At 73.0% G+C, this 14,486-nt stretch carries 15 protein-coding genes; 8 read left to right on the top strand and 7 right to left on the bottom strand.

The annotated features are described in order from the left end of the window. Window positions 1–70 precede the first annotated feature (70 nt). Window positions 71–1,855, top strand: a complete 1,785-nt coding sequence (locus REH65_RS05570; protein WP_406691555.1) for a thiamine pyrophosphate-requiring protein — start codon at window positions 71–73, stop codon at window positions 1,853–1,855. Here the strand turns inward: REH65_RS05570 and REH65_RS05565 are convergent. Genes REH65_RS05565 through REH65_RS05555 form a run of 3 tightly spaced genes read right to left on the bottom strand, consistent with a single transcriptional unit; the run spans window position 1,849 to window position 3,234 of the window. Next, window positions 1,849–2,745 (bottom strand): polysaccharide pyruvyl transferase family protein, encoded by an 897-nt coding sequence (locus tag REH65_RS05565; RefSeq protein ID WP_406691554.1) that lies wholly within the window; start codon window positions 2,743–2,745, stop codon window positions 1,849–1,851. The genes REH65_RS05570 and REH65_RS05565 overlap by 7 nt on opposite strands. A gap of 49 nt (window positions 2,746–2,794) precedes the next feature. Continuing rightward, window positions 2,795–2,989 (bottom strand): hypothetical protein, encoded by a 195-nt coding sequence (locus REH65_RS05560; RefSeq protein WP_406691553.1) that lies wholly within the window; start codon window positions 2,987–2,989, stop codon window positions 2,795–2,797. Window positions 2,990–3,003: 14 nt separating this feature from the next. Beyond that, window positions 3,004–3,234: a hypothetical protein gene (locus REH65_RS05555; protein WP_406691552.1), complete on the bottom strand. Its 231-nt coding sequence runs from the start codon at window positions 3,232–3,234 to the stop codon at window positions 3,004–3,006. A 301-nt stretch (window positions 3,235–3,535) separates the two neighbouring features. Between REH65_RS05555 and REH65_RS05550 the strand changes: the two genes are divergently transcribed. Beyond that, the gene (locus REH65_RS05550) at window positions 3,536–4,936 is read left to right on the top strand and encodes an MFS transporter (RefSeq protein WP_406691551.1); all 1,401 of its coding nucleotides are present in this window, start codon (window positions 3,536–3,538) and stop codon (window positions 4,934–4,936) included. Here the strand turns inward: REH65_RS05550 and REH65_RS05545 are convergent. From REH65_RS05545 to REH65_RS05535, 3 genes are read right to left on the bottom strand one after another with little or no spacing between them, the layout of a single operon-like run. Further along, the gene (locus REH65_RS05545; protein WP_406691550.1) at window positions 4,924–5,814 is read right to left on the bottom strand and encodes a glycosyltransferase family 2 protein; all 891 of its coding nucleotides are present in this window, start codon (window positions 5,812–5,814) and stop codon (window positions 4,924–4,926) included. The two genes, REH65_RS05550 and REH65_RS05545, sit on opposite strands and share 13 nt — an antisense overlap. A 2-nt stretch (window positions 5,815–5,816) precedes the next feature. Next, window positions 5,817–6,233 (bottom strand): GAF domain-containing protein, encoded by a 417-nt coding sequence (locus REH65_RS05540; RefSeq protein ID WP_406691549.1) that lies wholly within the window; start codon window positions 6,231–6,233, stop codon window positions 5,817–5,819. Continuing rightward, window positions 6,230–7,087: a glycosyltransferase family 2 protein gene (locus REH65_RS05535; protein ID WP_406691548.1), complete on the bottom strand. Its 858-nt coding sequence runs from the start codon at window positions 7,085–7,087 to the stop codon at window positions 6,230–6,232. The genes REH65_RS05540 and REH65_RS05535 overlap by 4 nt, the downstream gene beginning before the upstream one ends. Window positions 7,088–7,401: 314 nt before the next feature. Between REH65_RS05535 and REH65_RS05530 the strand changes: the two genes are divergently transcribed. Genes REH65_RS05530 through REH65_RS05505 form a run of 6 tightly spaced genes read left to right on the top strand, consistent with a single transcriptional unit; the run spans window position 7,402 to window position 13,503 of the window. Beyond that, complete coding sequence (locus REH65_RS05530; RefSeq protein WP_406691547.1) at window positions 7,402–8,409, top strand: glycosyltransferase family 9 protein; 1,008 nt, start codon at window positions 7,402–7,404, stop codon at window positions 8,407–8,409. Next, window positions 8,406–9,413, top strand: a complete 1,008-nt coding sequence (locus REH65_RS05525) for a glycosyltransferase (RefSeq protein WP_406691546.1) — start codon at window positions 8,406–8,408, stop codon at window positions 9,411–9,413. Before REH65_RS05530 ends, REH65_RS05525 begins: the two co-directional genes overlap by 4 nt. A gap of 15 nt (window positions 9,414–9,428) precedes the next feature. Beyond that, window positions 9,429–10,790 (top strand): PfkB family carbohydrate kinase, encoded by a 1,362-nt coding sequence (locus REH65_RS05520; RefSeq protein WP_406691545.1) that lies wholly within the window; start codon window positions 9,429–9,431, stop codon window positions 10,788–10,790. After that, on the top strand, window positions 10,774–11,460 hold the full coding sequence (locus REH65_RS05515; protein ID WP_406691544.1) for an SDR family oxidoreductase: 687 nt from the start codon (window positions 10,774–10,776) through the stop codon (window positions 11,458–11,460). Before REH65_RS05520 ends, REH65_RS05515 begins: the two co-directional genes overlap by 17 nt. Beyond that, entirely contained in the window at window positions 11,451–12,188 is a 738-nt protein-coding gene (locus tag REH65_RS05510) for a hypothetical protein (RefSeq protein ID WP_406691543.1), read from the top strand. Before REH65_RS05515 ends, REH65_RS05510 begins: the two co-directional genes overlap by 10 nt. Before the next feature lie 25 nt (window positions 12,189–12,213). After that, the gene (locus REH65_RS05505; protein WP_406691541.1) at window positions 12,214–13,503 is read left to right on the top strand and encodes a UDP-glucose dehydrogenase family protein; all 1,290 of its coding nucleotides are present in this window, start codon (window positions 12,214–12,216) and stop codon (window positions 13,501–13,503) included. A 6-nt stretch (window positions 13,504–13,509) separates the two neighbouring features. Here REH65_RS05505 and REH65_RS05500 read toward each other — a convergent pair whose 3' ends face one another. Further along, on the bottom strand, window positions 13,510–14,484 hold the full coding sequence (locus REH65_RS05500; protein ID WP_406691540.1) for a TIGR03557 family F420-dependent LLM class oxidoreductase: 975 nt from the start codon (window positions 14,482–14,484) through the stop codon (window positions 13,510–13,512). Window positions 14,485–14,486: the final 2 nt, after the last annotated feature.

The raw sequence follows: 14,486 nt of genomic DNA, 5'->3' as shown, positions 1-14,486 counted from the left end.
GGTTGAACGAGCGCCGAACCGGGTAGATCACCGGAGAACGGCACCCAACAGGATGATCGGAGTGTGCGGCATGGCCGAAACCGTGGCCGACTACCTGCTGCGACGTCTGCGCACCTGGGGAGTGGAGCACGTCTTCGCCTACCCGGGCGACGGCATCAACGGCATCCTCGCGGCGTGGGAGCGCGCCGACGACGACCCGCGCTTCATCCAGGCGCGGCACGAGGAGCTGGCCGCGTTCGAAGCCGTGGGCTACGCGAAGTTCTCCGGCGAGGTCGGCGTCTGCGCGGCCACCGGTGGTCCCGGTGCGATCCACCTCCTCAACGGGCTCTACGACGCCAAGCTCGACCACGTTCCCGTGGTGGCGATCGTCGGGCAGCAGGCCAGCACCTCGCTCGGCGGCTCCTACCAGCAGGAGGTCGACCTCTCCTCGCTGTACAAGGACGTGGCCGAGTACGTGCAGGTCGTCTCCGCACCCCAGCAGCTGCCCAACGCCCTGGACCGCGCGATGCGCACCGCGCACGCGCGGCGGACCGTCGCCGCGCTCATCATCCCGGGCGATGTGCAGGAGCAGGAGTACTCGCCGCCGACGCACGACTTCAAGATGGTGCCCTCCAGCGTGGGCATCTCCGAGGCGGTGACGATCCCGGCCGAACCCGACCTGGACCGCGCCGCCGAGGTGCTCAACTCCGGGGAACGCGTGGCGATCATGGTCGGCCAGGGCGCCCGCCGGGCCGCGCAGGAGGTCACCACCGCGGCCGACGTGCTCGGCGCCGGTGTGGCGAAGGCGTTGCTGGGCAAGGACGTCCTGCCCGACGACCTGCCGTGGGTGACCGGGGCCTCCGGGCTGCTGGGCACCAGGCCCTCGTGGGAGCTGATGCGCGACTGCGACACGTTGCTGATGATCGGCGCGAGCTTCCCCTACAGCCAGTACCTCCCGGAGTTCGAGCAGGCCCGAGCCGTCCAGATCGACATCGACCCGATGATGATCGGCATGCGCTACCCGTTCGAGGTGAACCTGCTCGGCGACGCCAAGGCCACCTTGCAGGCCCTGCTGCCGCGCCTGCGGCGCAAGACCGAGCGCGCGTGGCGGGAGAAGGTCGAGCGCGGCGTGCGCGACTGGTGGGAGCTGATGGAGCGCCGCGCCGGGGTCGAGGCCGACCCGGTCAACCCGGAACGGGTGTTCCACGAGCTGTCCCCGCAGCTGCCCGAGGACGCCATCATCACCGCCGACTCCGGTTCGGCCGCCAACTGGTACGCCCGCCACCTGCGCGTGCGCGGGGACGTACGGTGCTCGCTGTCGGGCACCCTGGCGACGATGGGGCCCGGTGTTCCGTACGCCACGGGCGCGAAGTTCGCGCACCCGGACCGTCCGGTGATCGCGCTGGTCGGGGACGGCGCCATGCAGATGAACGGCATTAACGAGCTGATCACGATCGGCCAGTGCTGGCAGGAGTGGTCGGATCCGCGCCTGGTCGTCGGGGTGCTCAACAACCGCGATCTCAACCAGGTGACCTGGGAGCTGCGGGCGATGGGCGGTGCGCCGCAGTTCACGCCCTCGCAACGGCTTCCGGACTTCGACTACGCGGGTTTCGCGCGCAGCACGGGTTTCCGCGGTATCCGGGTCGAGGACCCGAGCAACATCGCCGACGCGTGGCGGGACGCGCTGGCGAGCAGGCAGCCGTGCCTGATCGAGTTCGTGACCGACCCGTCGGTGCCGCCCATCCCGCCGCAGGCCGATTGGAGCCAGGTGGAGTCGATGGCCGCGGCGATGCTCAAGGGGGACCCGGAGGCGTGGTCGGTGGTCAAGGAAGGCGTGAAGGCCAAGGCGCAGGACTTCCTGCCCGGACGTCACTGATCCAGCGCTGCGGCGTGCAGCTCGCGCGCCAGCGCGTCCAGCAGGGCGGACCCGGTGCCCGCCGAGCCGCGGATAGCCGCGGCCCGGCGGGCACCGCCGTCCGAACGGCACCACTCCCACCAACGGTCCAGTTCCGCCTCGGAGAGGTCGTCGGGGCCGATCACGGCGGGCCAGCCCTGCGCGCGCGCTTGCGCGGTGACCTTGCCGCCGCCGGAGATCGGATCAGCGGCCAGTGCGGGCACCCCTTCGGTGAGCGCGAGCACGAGACCGTGCAGGCGGGTGGTGACCACCACGTCGGTGCGGGCGATGAGCGAGGCGAACCCCTCGGGCGTGGAGCACAGGTGCCACTCGCCGTCGGCCAGCCGGGTGTCCAGCGGGACCCGCGCGGCGTCCAGGCCGGCCAGCCAGCGGCGCACGGTCGCGTGCACGACGTCGTGGCGGGAGTGCTCGCCGTACTCGGGTTGTTCCGGGGCCAGCACCACGCCCACGACCGGCACCTGGCGGTGTTCGAAGCCCGTGGCGAGGTCCGCCGAGGCGTGCGATCCCGGGCCGTCCCGGGGCAACAACCGGTGGAAGCCCGTGGCCGCGCGGGACCTGGGATCGACGACCGAGACACCGACGGCGATCCGCGTGCACCTCGAGTAGCGGCGGTGCAGCTCCTCCAGCTGCCAACCGTGCGCGGGACCGCAGCAGAAGAGCACGTGCGTGTAGTCCGCCGGGTCCGCGTCGTCGAAGTGGGTTGCCCCGGGCGCGAATCCGGGGCTGAGGACGATGTCGTGGTCGATCCCGTCGGAGGCGAGCCGCGCGGCCACCCGCTGCAGGCTCGCGACATCGCCGGCGGTGGCTTCGCCGTGCAGGAAGCTCGCCCAGCCGGTCACCAGCACCCGCATCGGGCCCCCACCGGGAAGGCGTGGCGCCCCGTCCTGCGGGGCGCCACGATCAGCGCTTCTTCTGCGGACCGGTCTGCGGAGGGACGCGCGGGCCCGTGTCGAGCAGCGAGTTCGCCCGGCCCGAACGGCGGGGTCGCCCCTGCTCGCTCTTCGCCGAAGCCTCGTTCTTCGGCTTCGCCGGGTTGTGCTCCGCGATCCCGTCGCGCACCCGCTTGGTCAGTTGGCGGATCCGGTCACCGTTCATGGTCGTGATTCCTCTCAGCCGTTCTCGTATTGCAGGCGCTTAAGCAGCATTTCCTTGCCTTGTTCACCGGCCTTCAGGTTGTTGTCCTGAATCCGGTGCAGCCACTTGGCGAGCTCGTCATCGCCTTGCGACTCGGCATCCTTGACGTACTGGTCCAGCATCCACGCGTGGTGCAAGGACAACTGCAACACGGTGATGAGGTTGTAGTTCTTGTCCTTCACCGGGCTGTCGGGTTCGCCGGCCATGGAATCCTCCTCGTCACGGATGTTTTCCGCTCGCACCCGGAGGATTGGCAGCAGCGGAACCGGCCAAACCCGCTCGGGGCGGAATCCGCCGCGAGGGCCGCGCCGAAGGCCGGTCGCTGACCGTTCGTGGTCAGTCGTTCTGCATTCCGTGGGAATCGCGGGGAATCGCGCCGCAATTCCTGAGAGCCCGGGCACAAAACGTGTCGATCTCGGCGAATCCGGTGGCACCGTCGTGACGGTTTCCGCGCAGTTCCCCCAGGCGCGGAGATCGCCCCGTGACTCCACCCGGAAGGAATTCCGCGTGCGCTCAGCCGTGGCGCCGATGTTCCGCGCGTTCCGACATCCCAACTACCGCCGCTGGGCCGTCGCCGATTTCATCTCCGTCACCGGCGCCTGGATGCAGAACCTCGCGCTGAACTGGTTCGTGCTCGTCAAGACCGGCTCACCCGGCCTGCTCGGGCTCTCCCTGCTCTTCCAGCTGCTGCCCGGCGTGCTGCTCGGCTCGGTGGCCGGATCCGTCGCCGACAAGTGGCCGACCAAGCGCGTGCTGCTGACCACCCAGTCCCTGCACGGCCTGCTCGCGCTGGTGCTGGCCGGGTTGGCGTGGGCCGACGGGCCGCTGGCCGCCGTCTACGCGCTCGCGCTGCTCGGCGGTGTGGTGACCGTCTTCGACGGCCCCGCGCTCGGCCGGTTCGGCTCGCAGCTGGTGCCGCGCGAAGACCTGAGCAACGCCCTCGGCCTGGGCTCGATCCTGAGCTCGGGCGGACGCATCCTCGGGATGGGGCTGGCCGGGGCGATGGTGGCCGTCACCGGGGTCCCGCTGCTGTTCGCGATCAACGCGGTGAGCTTCGGCGCGGTGCTGGCGGCGATCGCCAAGGTGCGCCCGGAGGGGATGTTCCACCTGGCCAGGAGCACCGCGGAACGGACCGGGGTCAAGGCGGGCATCCGGTACGTGCTCGGTCACCGACCGCTGGTGCTGATGTTCCTGCTCGGCTTCGTGCTGTCCTGCCTCGGCCGCAACTACCAGGTCACGATGGCGGCGATGAGCAGCGGACCGCTCGCGGCCGGACCCGAGGGCTACGGCGTGCTGTCGGTGATCTTCTCCGTCGGCACGGTCCTCGGCGGGTTCGTCGCCGCCGCCTGCAAGAACCTGACGCTGCGGCTGGTGCTGTGGACCGCGCTGGGCACCAGCGTCCTGCAGTTCTTCAGCGGCGCCACACCCGCCCTGTGGAGCTTCGCGGCGCTGCTGGTGCCGATCGCCATCGGCGCGGTCGTGCTCGACACCGCGACCAGCACCCGCATCCAGCTCGACACCGACGAGGACATGCGCGGTCGGGTCCTGGCCGCCAAGGGCATCGTGACCGCCGCCTCCGGCGCCATCGGCGGCCCGCTGCTGGGCTGGCTGTCGGAGTTCGCCGGCCCCGGCCCGGCGCTGGAGATCGCCGGTGCCGTCACGGTGGTGGCCACGGCTGCGGCCTGGCTTCTGTTCGCCCGCTCACCGCAGCGCCGCGCGATGCCCGCCGAGCAGCGCTGGGCGCGGCTGGCCGGGGTGCACCCCGCACCGCCGCAGCCGGCGCACCCGCCGGTACCGGGCAAGGCCGCGGTGCGCCCGGAGCGGGGACCGCGGTGGACGCGGCCCGGGAAGCGGATCACCGGCGGACGACGTCGGGTTGCGCGGAAGCGCACGGCTCAGCCCACGTAGCGGCGCGCGGGGGAGCGGCGCTGCGGCTCCTCCAGCAGCCGCAGGCCGCGCTCGACCTCGGCGGGCACGACCCGGCGCTCCCGCAGCACCCACCGCCACCGGCGCAGCGCCTCCAGCGCCGCGGCGGCCGTGCACCGGTCCTTCGGCGCCGAAGCCAGCACCTGGGCGCTGCGGCGCAGGGCGCTGCCCGCCGGTCGTCGCAGCCACGCGGTCAGCAGCGTGTTGCGGATGCCGAGCCGCCTGCGCCGCCGCGCGTCGCGCGCCCCGGAGGGCGCGTGGTGGATCAGCACGTCCGGGTCCCAGCACAACCACCAGTCCCGGGCCGCCAGGTCCAGCGCCAGCAGCTCCTCCTCGCCGCCCAGCCACAACCGCTCGGAGAACCCGCCCGCCTCGCGGAAGGCGCTCACGCGGAACGTGGTCAGCCCGGCCATCACGCTCAGCAGCGCCGGCCCGGGGAGCCAGTGCGGTGCGGGCACCGGCGAGGTGCGCAGCTCCGGAGTGAGCGGGTCCTCGGCCAGGTGCGGTTCTACCAGGCAGCGTCCCATCACGGCACCGACGTCCGGGTGGCGGTCGAGCAGTTCGGTGGCCCGCCCCAGCGACCCCGGTTGCCAGCGGGTGTCGTCGTCGCAGAAGGTCACGTGCTGCGTGCGGACCCGCTCCACGGCGACGTTCCGAGCGCAGGCACCGAGGTTGCGGTCCTGCACCAGCAGCTCGACGTCCGGGAAGTGCCGCCGCACGGCCTCGGCCGTGCCGTCGCGGGAGGCGTTGTCGACCACGATGATCGGCGCCGCGTCGGGCAGCGCGGTCATGTGGTCGAGGGTGCGCAGTAGCTCCTCGCGGCGCTCGTGCGTGGCGATGACCACCGTGGTGCCGAACACGCTCACCACCTCGTCAGCGCGGGCAGCGATCGCCGCACCACGTCCTCGTCGTGCTCGTCGAACGCGTGCGAGCGGTGCGCGTAGAGGCTCAGCACCCCGGCCGGGAACTCCGGTTCCAACGGCACGATCAGCAAGCTGTGCACCCGGAACTCGCGTGCCCGGCGGGCGAAATCCGGCCAGTAGGTCCGGATCTGGTTGAGATCGGCGAGCACCGGCCGCTGCGACGCGGCCACCTCCACGCTCGGCCCGGTTCCGCTGCGCAGCTGCGCGATCTCCAGCGACCGGGCGCGCTCGTCGGTGTGCCCGAGCACCGCCGGTTCGGGAGCGGTCGTGCCGAGCACGGCCATGTCCGCGCGCGGGATGCGGTCCACCAGCGCGCGCAGCGCGGCGGGCCGACTCGAGATCCGGGAAGTCGTCATGCCGTCTCGGACTCCACAGCGGTCAGCTCCCGTTCGACGCGGTCGGGGAGCCGGCGCCGGCGGCGCAACGCCTCGGGCAACCGGCGCAGCGCTCCTGCCGCGGATCGCCGGGACCGGCGCAGCGCGTGCAACGTCGCGGACACCGCCGCCGACGGCGACCGGCGCATCCAGGCGATCAGCACGTTGTTGCGCAGTTCCAGGGCTTCGCGATCGGCCCGGCTCAGCCGCTCCGGGGAGGGGTGGTGGTGCGCGACGACGTCGTCGGCGTAGACGAGGTCCCAGCCCGCGGCCGCGAGATCGCAGGCGAGCAGCTTCTCCTCGGCACCGAAGAACAGCACGGGGTCGAAGCCGCCGACCTCCTCGAAGGCGCGTCGCCGCACGACGGCCGCGCACGCGGTGAACCCCAGCACCCGCGGCCCCGGCAGCTCCGGTGACCCCGGCAGCGGCGAGCGCGCCATCAGCTCGTTGACCGCGTCCGCGCGCTGCTGGGCGCCCACCAGCGTCTTCGCGGCGATCAGCCCGACGCCGGGGTGCTCGGCGAAGAGGCGTTCTGCGCGGGGCAGCGCGCCTCGCTCCCACCAAGAGTCGTCGTCGCTGAAGGCCACGTACTCCGTCCGGCAGCTCAGGACGCCGAGGTTGCGCGCCGCGGCCCCGAGGTTGTGCGGCGCGCGGATCAGCTCCACGCGCGGGTGCAGCGCGGCGATCGCCTCGGCGGTGCCGTCGGTCGAGGCGTTGTCCACGACCACGACGCGCGGGCACGGGCGCAGATCGAGCAACATCCCCACGGTGCGGAGGAGTTCGTCGCGCCGGTTGCGCGTCGCGATCACCACGTCGGTGTCGATTCGTCCGTCCATTCGGCACTCCCGGAGACGGGCAACGGGCGTCCACGTTCCTGCGGTTACCCGCATCTCGCGCGAAAAACCCCGCAGTCGCTCGCGCAGCGTGCACGAAGTGCTCCCGATCAGTGCTGAACCCTGCGCGCATTCGGGTGCGGATGTGTAGGAGAGTCGCTTCGCTGGGTAGCGATGTGGTCGGGCGTCGTGGGAGCGGCGCCGTTCCACCGAACAGCTGCACGACACGCAGGAGGCGTCGCTGTGCTCGTTCCAGGTCTGCGCGCAGCACGATCCCGCGATCCGCGGGAGGCGTGGCAGCGCGCCGGAGGTGTGCCGTGACCCGGCGGGCGCTGATCGTGCGCCAGGACAACCTCGGCGACGTGCTGCTGGCGGGGCCTGCGGTGCGAGCCGTGGCCGCGCACGCCGAATCCGTTGTCATGCTGGCCGGCCCGCGCGGCGCTGCGGCGGCCGAGCTGCTGCCCGGTGTGGACGAGGTCGTGACCCGTTGTGCGCCGTGGATCGACCCGGAACCGCCTCCGGTGACCGAGGCCTCGATGTGCGAATTCCTCGACGTGCTGCGCAAGATCGACGCGGACGAGGCGGTGGTGCTCACCTCGTTCCACCAGTCGGCGTTGCCGCTGGCGCTGCTGCTGCGGATGGCCGGGGTGGAGCGGATCGCGGCGATCAGCGAGGACTACCCGGGATCGCTGCTCGACGTCCGGCACCGGGTCGACGGCGACCCGCCCGAGCCCGAGCGCGCGCTGTCGCTGGCGCGCGCCGCCGGCTTCGCGCTGCCCGACGGCGATGACGGGAAGTTGGCCGTGCGCCGCCCGCTGCCCGACGTCAGCGATCTCGTCGGCGAACCCGGCTACGTGGTGCTGCACCCGGCCGCGTCGGTCCCCGCGCGGCAGTGGCCGATGTTCCGGAGCCGGGCGGCCGTGGTCGAACTCGCCGCCGCCGGGTGGCGCGTGGTGGTCACCGGTGCTCCGGCCGACCGGGAGCTGACGGCGCACGTGGCCGGGCACGTCGGCGCCGACCTCAGCGGGCGCACGGATCTGCCGGAGCTGGCGGCGGTCCTCGACGGCGCCGACGCCGTCGTCGTGCCCAACACCGGGCCCGCGCACCTGGCCGCCGCGGTCGGCACGCCCGTGGTGTCGTTGTTCGCTCCCGTCGTCAGCGCGGCTCGCTGGGCGCCCTACGGCGTGCGGCGCGCGGTGCTCGGCGAGCAGTTGGCCGCGTGCCGCGACACCCGCGCGCGGACCTGCCCGGTGCCCGGGCACCCGTGCCTGACGCTGGTGACGCCGGAGGAGGTCGTCGACGCGGTCCGGGAGGTGACGGCATGACGGCCTTCGCCGCGTCCGGAACTTCTGCGCCCTCCCGGGACGGTCTGCGGATCCTTGTCTGGCACCGGCACGGCTCGTGGGCGACCTCTTTCGTGCAGGGCCCGCACACCTACCTGCTGCCGGTCACCGCCGATCGCGGTCCCGACGGGAGAGGTCGCTCGCAGACGGTGCCCTGGCCGGACAACGCGGTCGAGGTCGAGCCCGGCCGGTTGCGCGACGAGGACATCGACGTCGTGGTGCTGCAACGACCCGGCGAGCTCGAACTCACGCGGTTGTGGACCGGCCGCCGACCCGGCGTCGACGTCCCGGCCGTCTACGTCGAGCACGACACGCCGCGCGGTCCCTCAGGAGCCGACCGGCACCCGGTGGCGGACCGCGAGGACATCCCGATCGCGCACGTCACGCACTTCAACCAGATGTGGTGGGACAGCGGACGCGCGCCGAACACCGTCATCGAGCACGGCATCGTCGACCCGGGCCACCGCTGGACCGGAACCGTGCCGCACGCCGCGGTCGTGGTCAACGAGCCGGTGCGGCGCAGCCACATAGCCGGGACCGACCTGCTGCCCCGGCTGAGCCGCGGTGCGCGGCTGGACGTGTTCGGCATGCAGGTCCGAGAGCTCCCGGACGCGCTCGGCTGCGACCGGATCACCCCGCACGAGGACCTGCCGCAGCCCAAGATGCACGCCGAGCTGGCCGCCCGCCGCGTCTACCTGCACCCCTACCGGTGGACCTCGCTCGGGCTGGCGCTGCTGGAGGCCATGCACCTGGGCATGCCGATCGTGGCCGTCGCGGCCACGGAGGTCGTCGAAGCCGTGCCGCCGGAGGCGGGAGTGATCTCGACCCGCGTCGACACCCTCATCGACGCGGTCACGACCTTCACCGCCGATCCCGACCGCGCTCGGGAAGCGGGCGACGCGGCCCGCCGGGCGGCGCTGCGGCGGTACTCGCTGGACAGATTCCTTGCCGACTGGACCGCGCTTCTGCGTGAAGTGCGCCGGTGACCCGAGGAGGTCGACGTGAAGCTCGTCATCCTGGGCGACGCCCTGCTGGACCTGGACCTGACCGGGAGCGCGTCCCGGCTGTGCCCCGACGCGCCGGTCCCGGTGGTCGACGTCGAGTCGCGACGCGGCAGGCCCGGCGGCGCCGCGCTGGCGGCGCTGCTCGCCGCGAGCCGAGGTGCCGAGGTGACCCTGATCAGCGGGCGCGGCACCGACCCCGCCGGCTACGAGCTCGATCGCCTGCTGCCGGCCGGAATCCGCCTGGTGGACCTGCCCTTCGCCGGAGGCACGCCCAGCAAGACGCGGGTGCGGGCCGGCGACCAGTCGGTGGTGCGGCTCGACGCCGGAGCGGGAACCGTTCCGGACGTGGCTCCGGGACCGGCGGTCGTGCGGGAGCTGCGCAGCGCCGACGCGGTGCTCGTGGCCGACTACGGCCGCGGTGCGGCGAGCAACTCCCGACTGCGCCACGAGCTGTCCCGGCTGCCGCCCGGCACACCGCTGGTCTGGGACCCGCACCCCCGCGGAGCGGTGCCCGTGGCCCGTTCGGATCTCGTGGTGCCCAACGAATCCGAGGCCGCGCGCTTCAGCGGCGTGACCGCGCAACCGGCCGGCGCGCTGGAGCTGTGGCGGGAGTGGGAGTGCGGCGCGGTCGCGGTGACAACGGGCGAGCGCGGCGCGGCGCTGGCCCCCGACGGTGAGCTGATCGCCGCCCCCGAAGTCGACACCGCGACCGACACCTGCGGTGCGGGTGACGGCTTCTCCGTGGCGGCCGCCCTCGCGCTGGCGCGCGGTGAGTCCACATCGGACGCCGTTGCCGACGCGGTGGTGTCGGCCACCCGGTTCGTCGCCGCCGGCGGAGCCGGTGCCTGGGCCGCGAGCGAACGACCCGTGTCCGAAACCGGCCTGGACGTGGTCGAACGGGTTCGGGAGCGCGGCGGCAGGCTCGTCGCGGCCGGCGGCTGCTTCGACCTGCTGCACCCCGGCCACGTCAGCCTGCTCAACCATGCCCGGCGGCTCGGCGACGCGCTCGTCGTCTGCCTCAACTCCGACGCCTCGGTGCGGAGGCTCAAGGGCCCGCCGCGCCCGCTGGTGGGGGTGGAGGACCGCAAGTGCCTGCTGGAGGCGCTCGAATCCGTCGACGCCGTCGCCGTTTTCGAGGAGACCACGCCGTGCTCCCTGCTGGCCGAGCTCCAGCCCGACGTGTGGGTCAAGGGCGGTGACTACGAACCGTCCCGGATGCCCGAGGCCGGGGTCGTCGAGCAGTGCGGGGGCGAGGTCGTCCGGGTTCCGCTCACCGGCGACTTCTCGACCACCCGGATGTTGCGCAACCTGCTGGAACTGGATGTGAATCGGGAGGAACTCCATGAACGGGCCGGGTAATGTCCTGATCACCGGAGGCGCCTCGGGCCTCGGCGCTGCGGTCGTCGAGGCGGTGATGGCGGCCGGCGGCACGCCGCTGGTGCTCGACCGCGAGGTGCCCTCGGCCCCGGTCAAGCACGCCCAGGTCGACCTGGCGAACCGGCGCGAGGCGGAGCGGGCGGTGCGCGAGATGGCCGACACCGTCGGCGGTCTCGACGGCGTGTTCACCGCCGCAGGCATCGACTCCTGCGGTTCGCTGAGCTCCGTCCCGGCCGAGGACTGGGAGCGCGTGGTGGAGGTCAACCTGCTCGGCACCGCCGCCGTCGTGCGCGCCGCGCTGCCCCACCTGGAGGAGAGCGGCGGGACCGTGGTCACCTGCTCGTCCACGCTGGGGCTCAAGGGCCTGCCGGACGCGACCGCCTACTGCGCCTCGAAGTTCGGCGTGGTCGGCTTCTCCCGCGCGCTGGCGGCCGAGCTCACCGGCCGCGTCGGGGTGACGATGCTGGTGCCCGGCGGGATGCGCACCGCGTTCTTCGACGACCGGCCGGAGCAGTACAAGCCGCCGCAGGACGCCAAGCTCAACCAGCCCGAGCACGTCGCCGAGGCCGTGCTGTTCGCGCTGCGCCAACCGGCCGGCTGCGAGGTTCGCGAACTGGTCGTCTGCCACTCCGAGGAGTCGTCATGGCCGTGAGGGAACCGCGCGCCCGCGTGCTCGGCGAGGGGCTGACCGCCGTCGCGGTCGCCACCGGGCTGGCCTGGTGCGGCGTTCGGGTGAGCTGCGCGCGCCCTGATCCCGAGGTGGTGGCGAGCGAGCCGTGGCTTCCGGAGGTGATGCGGTGCCTGCACCGCAGCGGTGACCTGAGCTTCGGTGAGCTCGCCGCTCCCGATGCCGTGCTCGTCTGCGGCGCTGAGGTGGTCACCGCCCCACCTGGTAGCGCTGTGATCAACTGCGCGCTGCCGCCCTGGGAGTCCACCCGTGCCCTCCAGGAGGCGTTGGGCAGACCGGTGGTGAGCAACCCGCAGCAGCTGCGGGAAGCAACGGCGCTGGAGGACTTCCTGGGCGCGGACTGCCAGGTCCTCGGCGCCGACGACGCCGCGACGCTGGTGCGCGCCGACGTGGTGCTGGCCCGCCTGCCCGCCTCACCGCTGCACTGCGACGTGGACAGCGCCGACCTGGTGCCGCACGCCACCGCCGGACTGCTCGCCGTGGAGCGGGAGTTCTTCGCCGAGCTCGCCGAGCTGTGCCGCGCGGTCGGGGCGGACGTGGACCGGGTGGTCGAGTGCGTCCGCGCCGACCCGCGCATCGGACCGGACCCGGACGCCGAGGCCCGTGCGACGTCGCCGCGGCGCGCGCCCACCGCGCGGCTGCGCGAGGCGCACCCGCCCCCGGTGCTCGCGGAGCTCGAAACCCTGCGCTGAGGAGCCGTTCTCGCGGGAGGACCCCATGCAACCTCGCCGGATCGCCGTGGTCGGCTGCGGCTACGTCGGCCTCACCACGGGGGCCTGCCTGACCGGGCTGGGCCACGAGGTGATCTGCTGCGACGTCGACGGCGAGAAGATCGCCAGGTTGCGGCGGGGCGAGGTCGACATCCGCGAACCCGGACTCGGCGAGCTCGTCGCGGACGGCGCGGCGACGGGCGGCCTCGGTTTCACCCAGGACATCCGGCAGGCGGTTCGTGGTGCCGAGGTCGTGTTCCTGTGCCTGCCGACGCCGAGGGGCGCCGACGGCGGTGCCGACCTCGGCGCCGTCGAGTCGGTCGCCGGCGACCTCCGCGCGCTGCTGTCGCGCGGCGCGGTGGTGGTGACCAAGTCGACGGTGCCCGTGGGCACCGCCGAGCGCCTCGGCCGGTGGCTGGGCCGCGACGACGTGGCGGTGGTCAGCAACCCGGAGTTCCTGCGCGAGGGACATGCCGTCGAGGACTTCCTCAACCCGGATCGCGTCGTCGTCGGCTCCGACGAGCGGCGCGCGGCCGAGCTCGTCGCGGGCCTGTACTCCCCGCTGGGCGCGCGCACCCTGCTCATCGACCCGGTCAGCGCGGAGCTCGTCAAGTACGCCTCCAACGGCTTCCTGGCCACCAAGCTCTCCTACGTCAACGACCTCGCCGAGCTCTGCGAGCGCACCGGTGGCGACGTCGAGGCCGTCACCGGGGGGATGAGGCGCGATCACCGCATCGCGCCGTCATTCCTGCGCGCCGGGCCCGGTTGGGGCGGCTCGTGCCTGCCGAAGGACACCGCGGCCCTGCTCCACACCGCCGACACCGCCGGTGTGGACCTGCCGCTGCTGCGCGCCGCGGTCCGCGCGAACGCCCACCACCAGGCCCGAGTGGCCGACGAGGTGGTCGAGCGCTGCGGCGGCGACGTGGCGGGCGCGCGGATCGGCCTGCTCGGCCTGACGTTCAAGGCGGGCACCGGGGACCTGCGCGACTCGCCCGCGCTCGCGGTCGCGCGGCTGCTGGCCGACCGGGGCGCGCAGCTGCGCGGTTACGACCCGGAGTGCGCGCAGCTGCCCGCAGTGGAGCAGGTGCGCTGCGTCGGTGACCCCTACCTGGCCGCCGAGGACGCGGACGCCCTGGTGCTGCTGACCGACTGGCCCGAGTTCGCGGAGCTGGACTGGGCGAAGGTGGCCGAGGTGATGCGAGCGCGGGTGCTGGTCGACGCCCGCAACCAGCTCGACCCGCGCGAACCCGCCCGCGCGGGGATCACCTGGCGAGGAACCGGGCGCACGCTGCGCTGAGGCGCGTCAGCCGGCGGCCTCGCGCAGCGCGGGCAGCAGTTTCTCCCGGGCGAAGCCGAAGAAGCCCGCCGGGTCCTCGTCCACCCCGACCTGCACCAGCGCGATGTCGGTGAAGCCGGCTTCCCAGTAGCCCGAGACGGACTCGACGATCTTGTCGACGTCCGGGCCGCAGGGAATGCCCGCGGTGACGTCCTCGACGCGCACGTGCTGGGTGGCCGCGGCGAAACCCGACGTGCCCGGCAGCTCGGCGTTGACCTTCCAGCCGCCGGCGAACCAGCGCAGCTGCGACCACGCGCGCTTGGCGGCGGCTTCGGCGGAGGGGTCCCAGCAGATCGGCTGCTGCCCGTACTTGCGCTGCTCACCGCCGGTCGCGGCATCCCAGCCCCGGCACAGCGGGGCCTCGGGCTGGACCGCGATCATCGCGTCCGACAGCGGCGCGAACTTCCGCACCGACTGCTCGCCCGACACCGCGGTGGCGATCGGCACCCGCTGGTCGGGCCGGTCCCACAACTTCGCCGAGTCCACCCGGTAGTGGTCGCCGCGGAAGTCGACGTAACCGCCGTCGAACAGCGACGAGATGATCTGCAGCGCCTCGTCGAGCATCTCGTGCCGCACGTTCACCGGCGGCCACCCCCGTCCGACGACGTGCTCGTTGAGGTTCTCCCCGGCGCCGACGCCGAGCGTGAACCGGTTGTCCGACAGCAAACCGATCGTGGCGGCCTTCTGCGCGACGACGGCGGGGTGGTACCGCATGATCGGTGCGGTCACGAAGCTCAGCAGGTCCATGCTCTCGGTCGTCTGGGTGACAGCTCCGAGCACGCTCCACGCGTAGGGGGAGTGGCCCTGCTCGTCCAGCCACGGCGAGTAGTGGTCGCTCATGACCGCGAAGTCGAAGCCCGCCCGCTCGGCGGCGGCCGCCTGCTTCACCAGCTCGCGCGGCCCCGACTGCTCCGTCATCAGCGTGTACCCGAACCGAACCATGC

Source organism: Saccharopolyspora sp. ID03-671 (assembly GCF_045278815.1).
Classification (GTDB): domain Bacteria; phylum Actinomycetota; class Actinomycetes; order Mycobacteriales; family Pseudonocardiaceae; genus Saccharopolyspora; species Saccharopolyspora ipomoeae.
The sequence above is the reverse complement of the archived record's forward strand: the minus strand, read 5'-3'. Positions and strand labels throughout refer to the sequence as shown.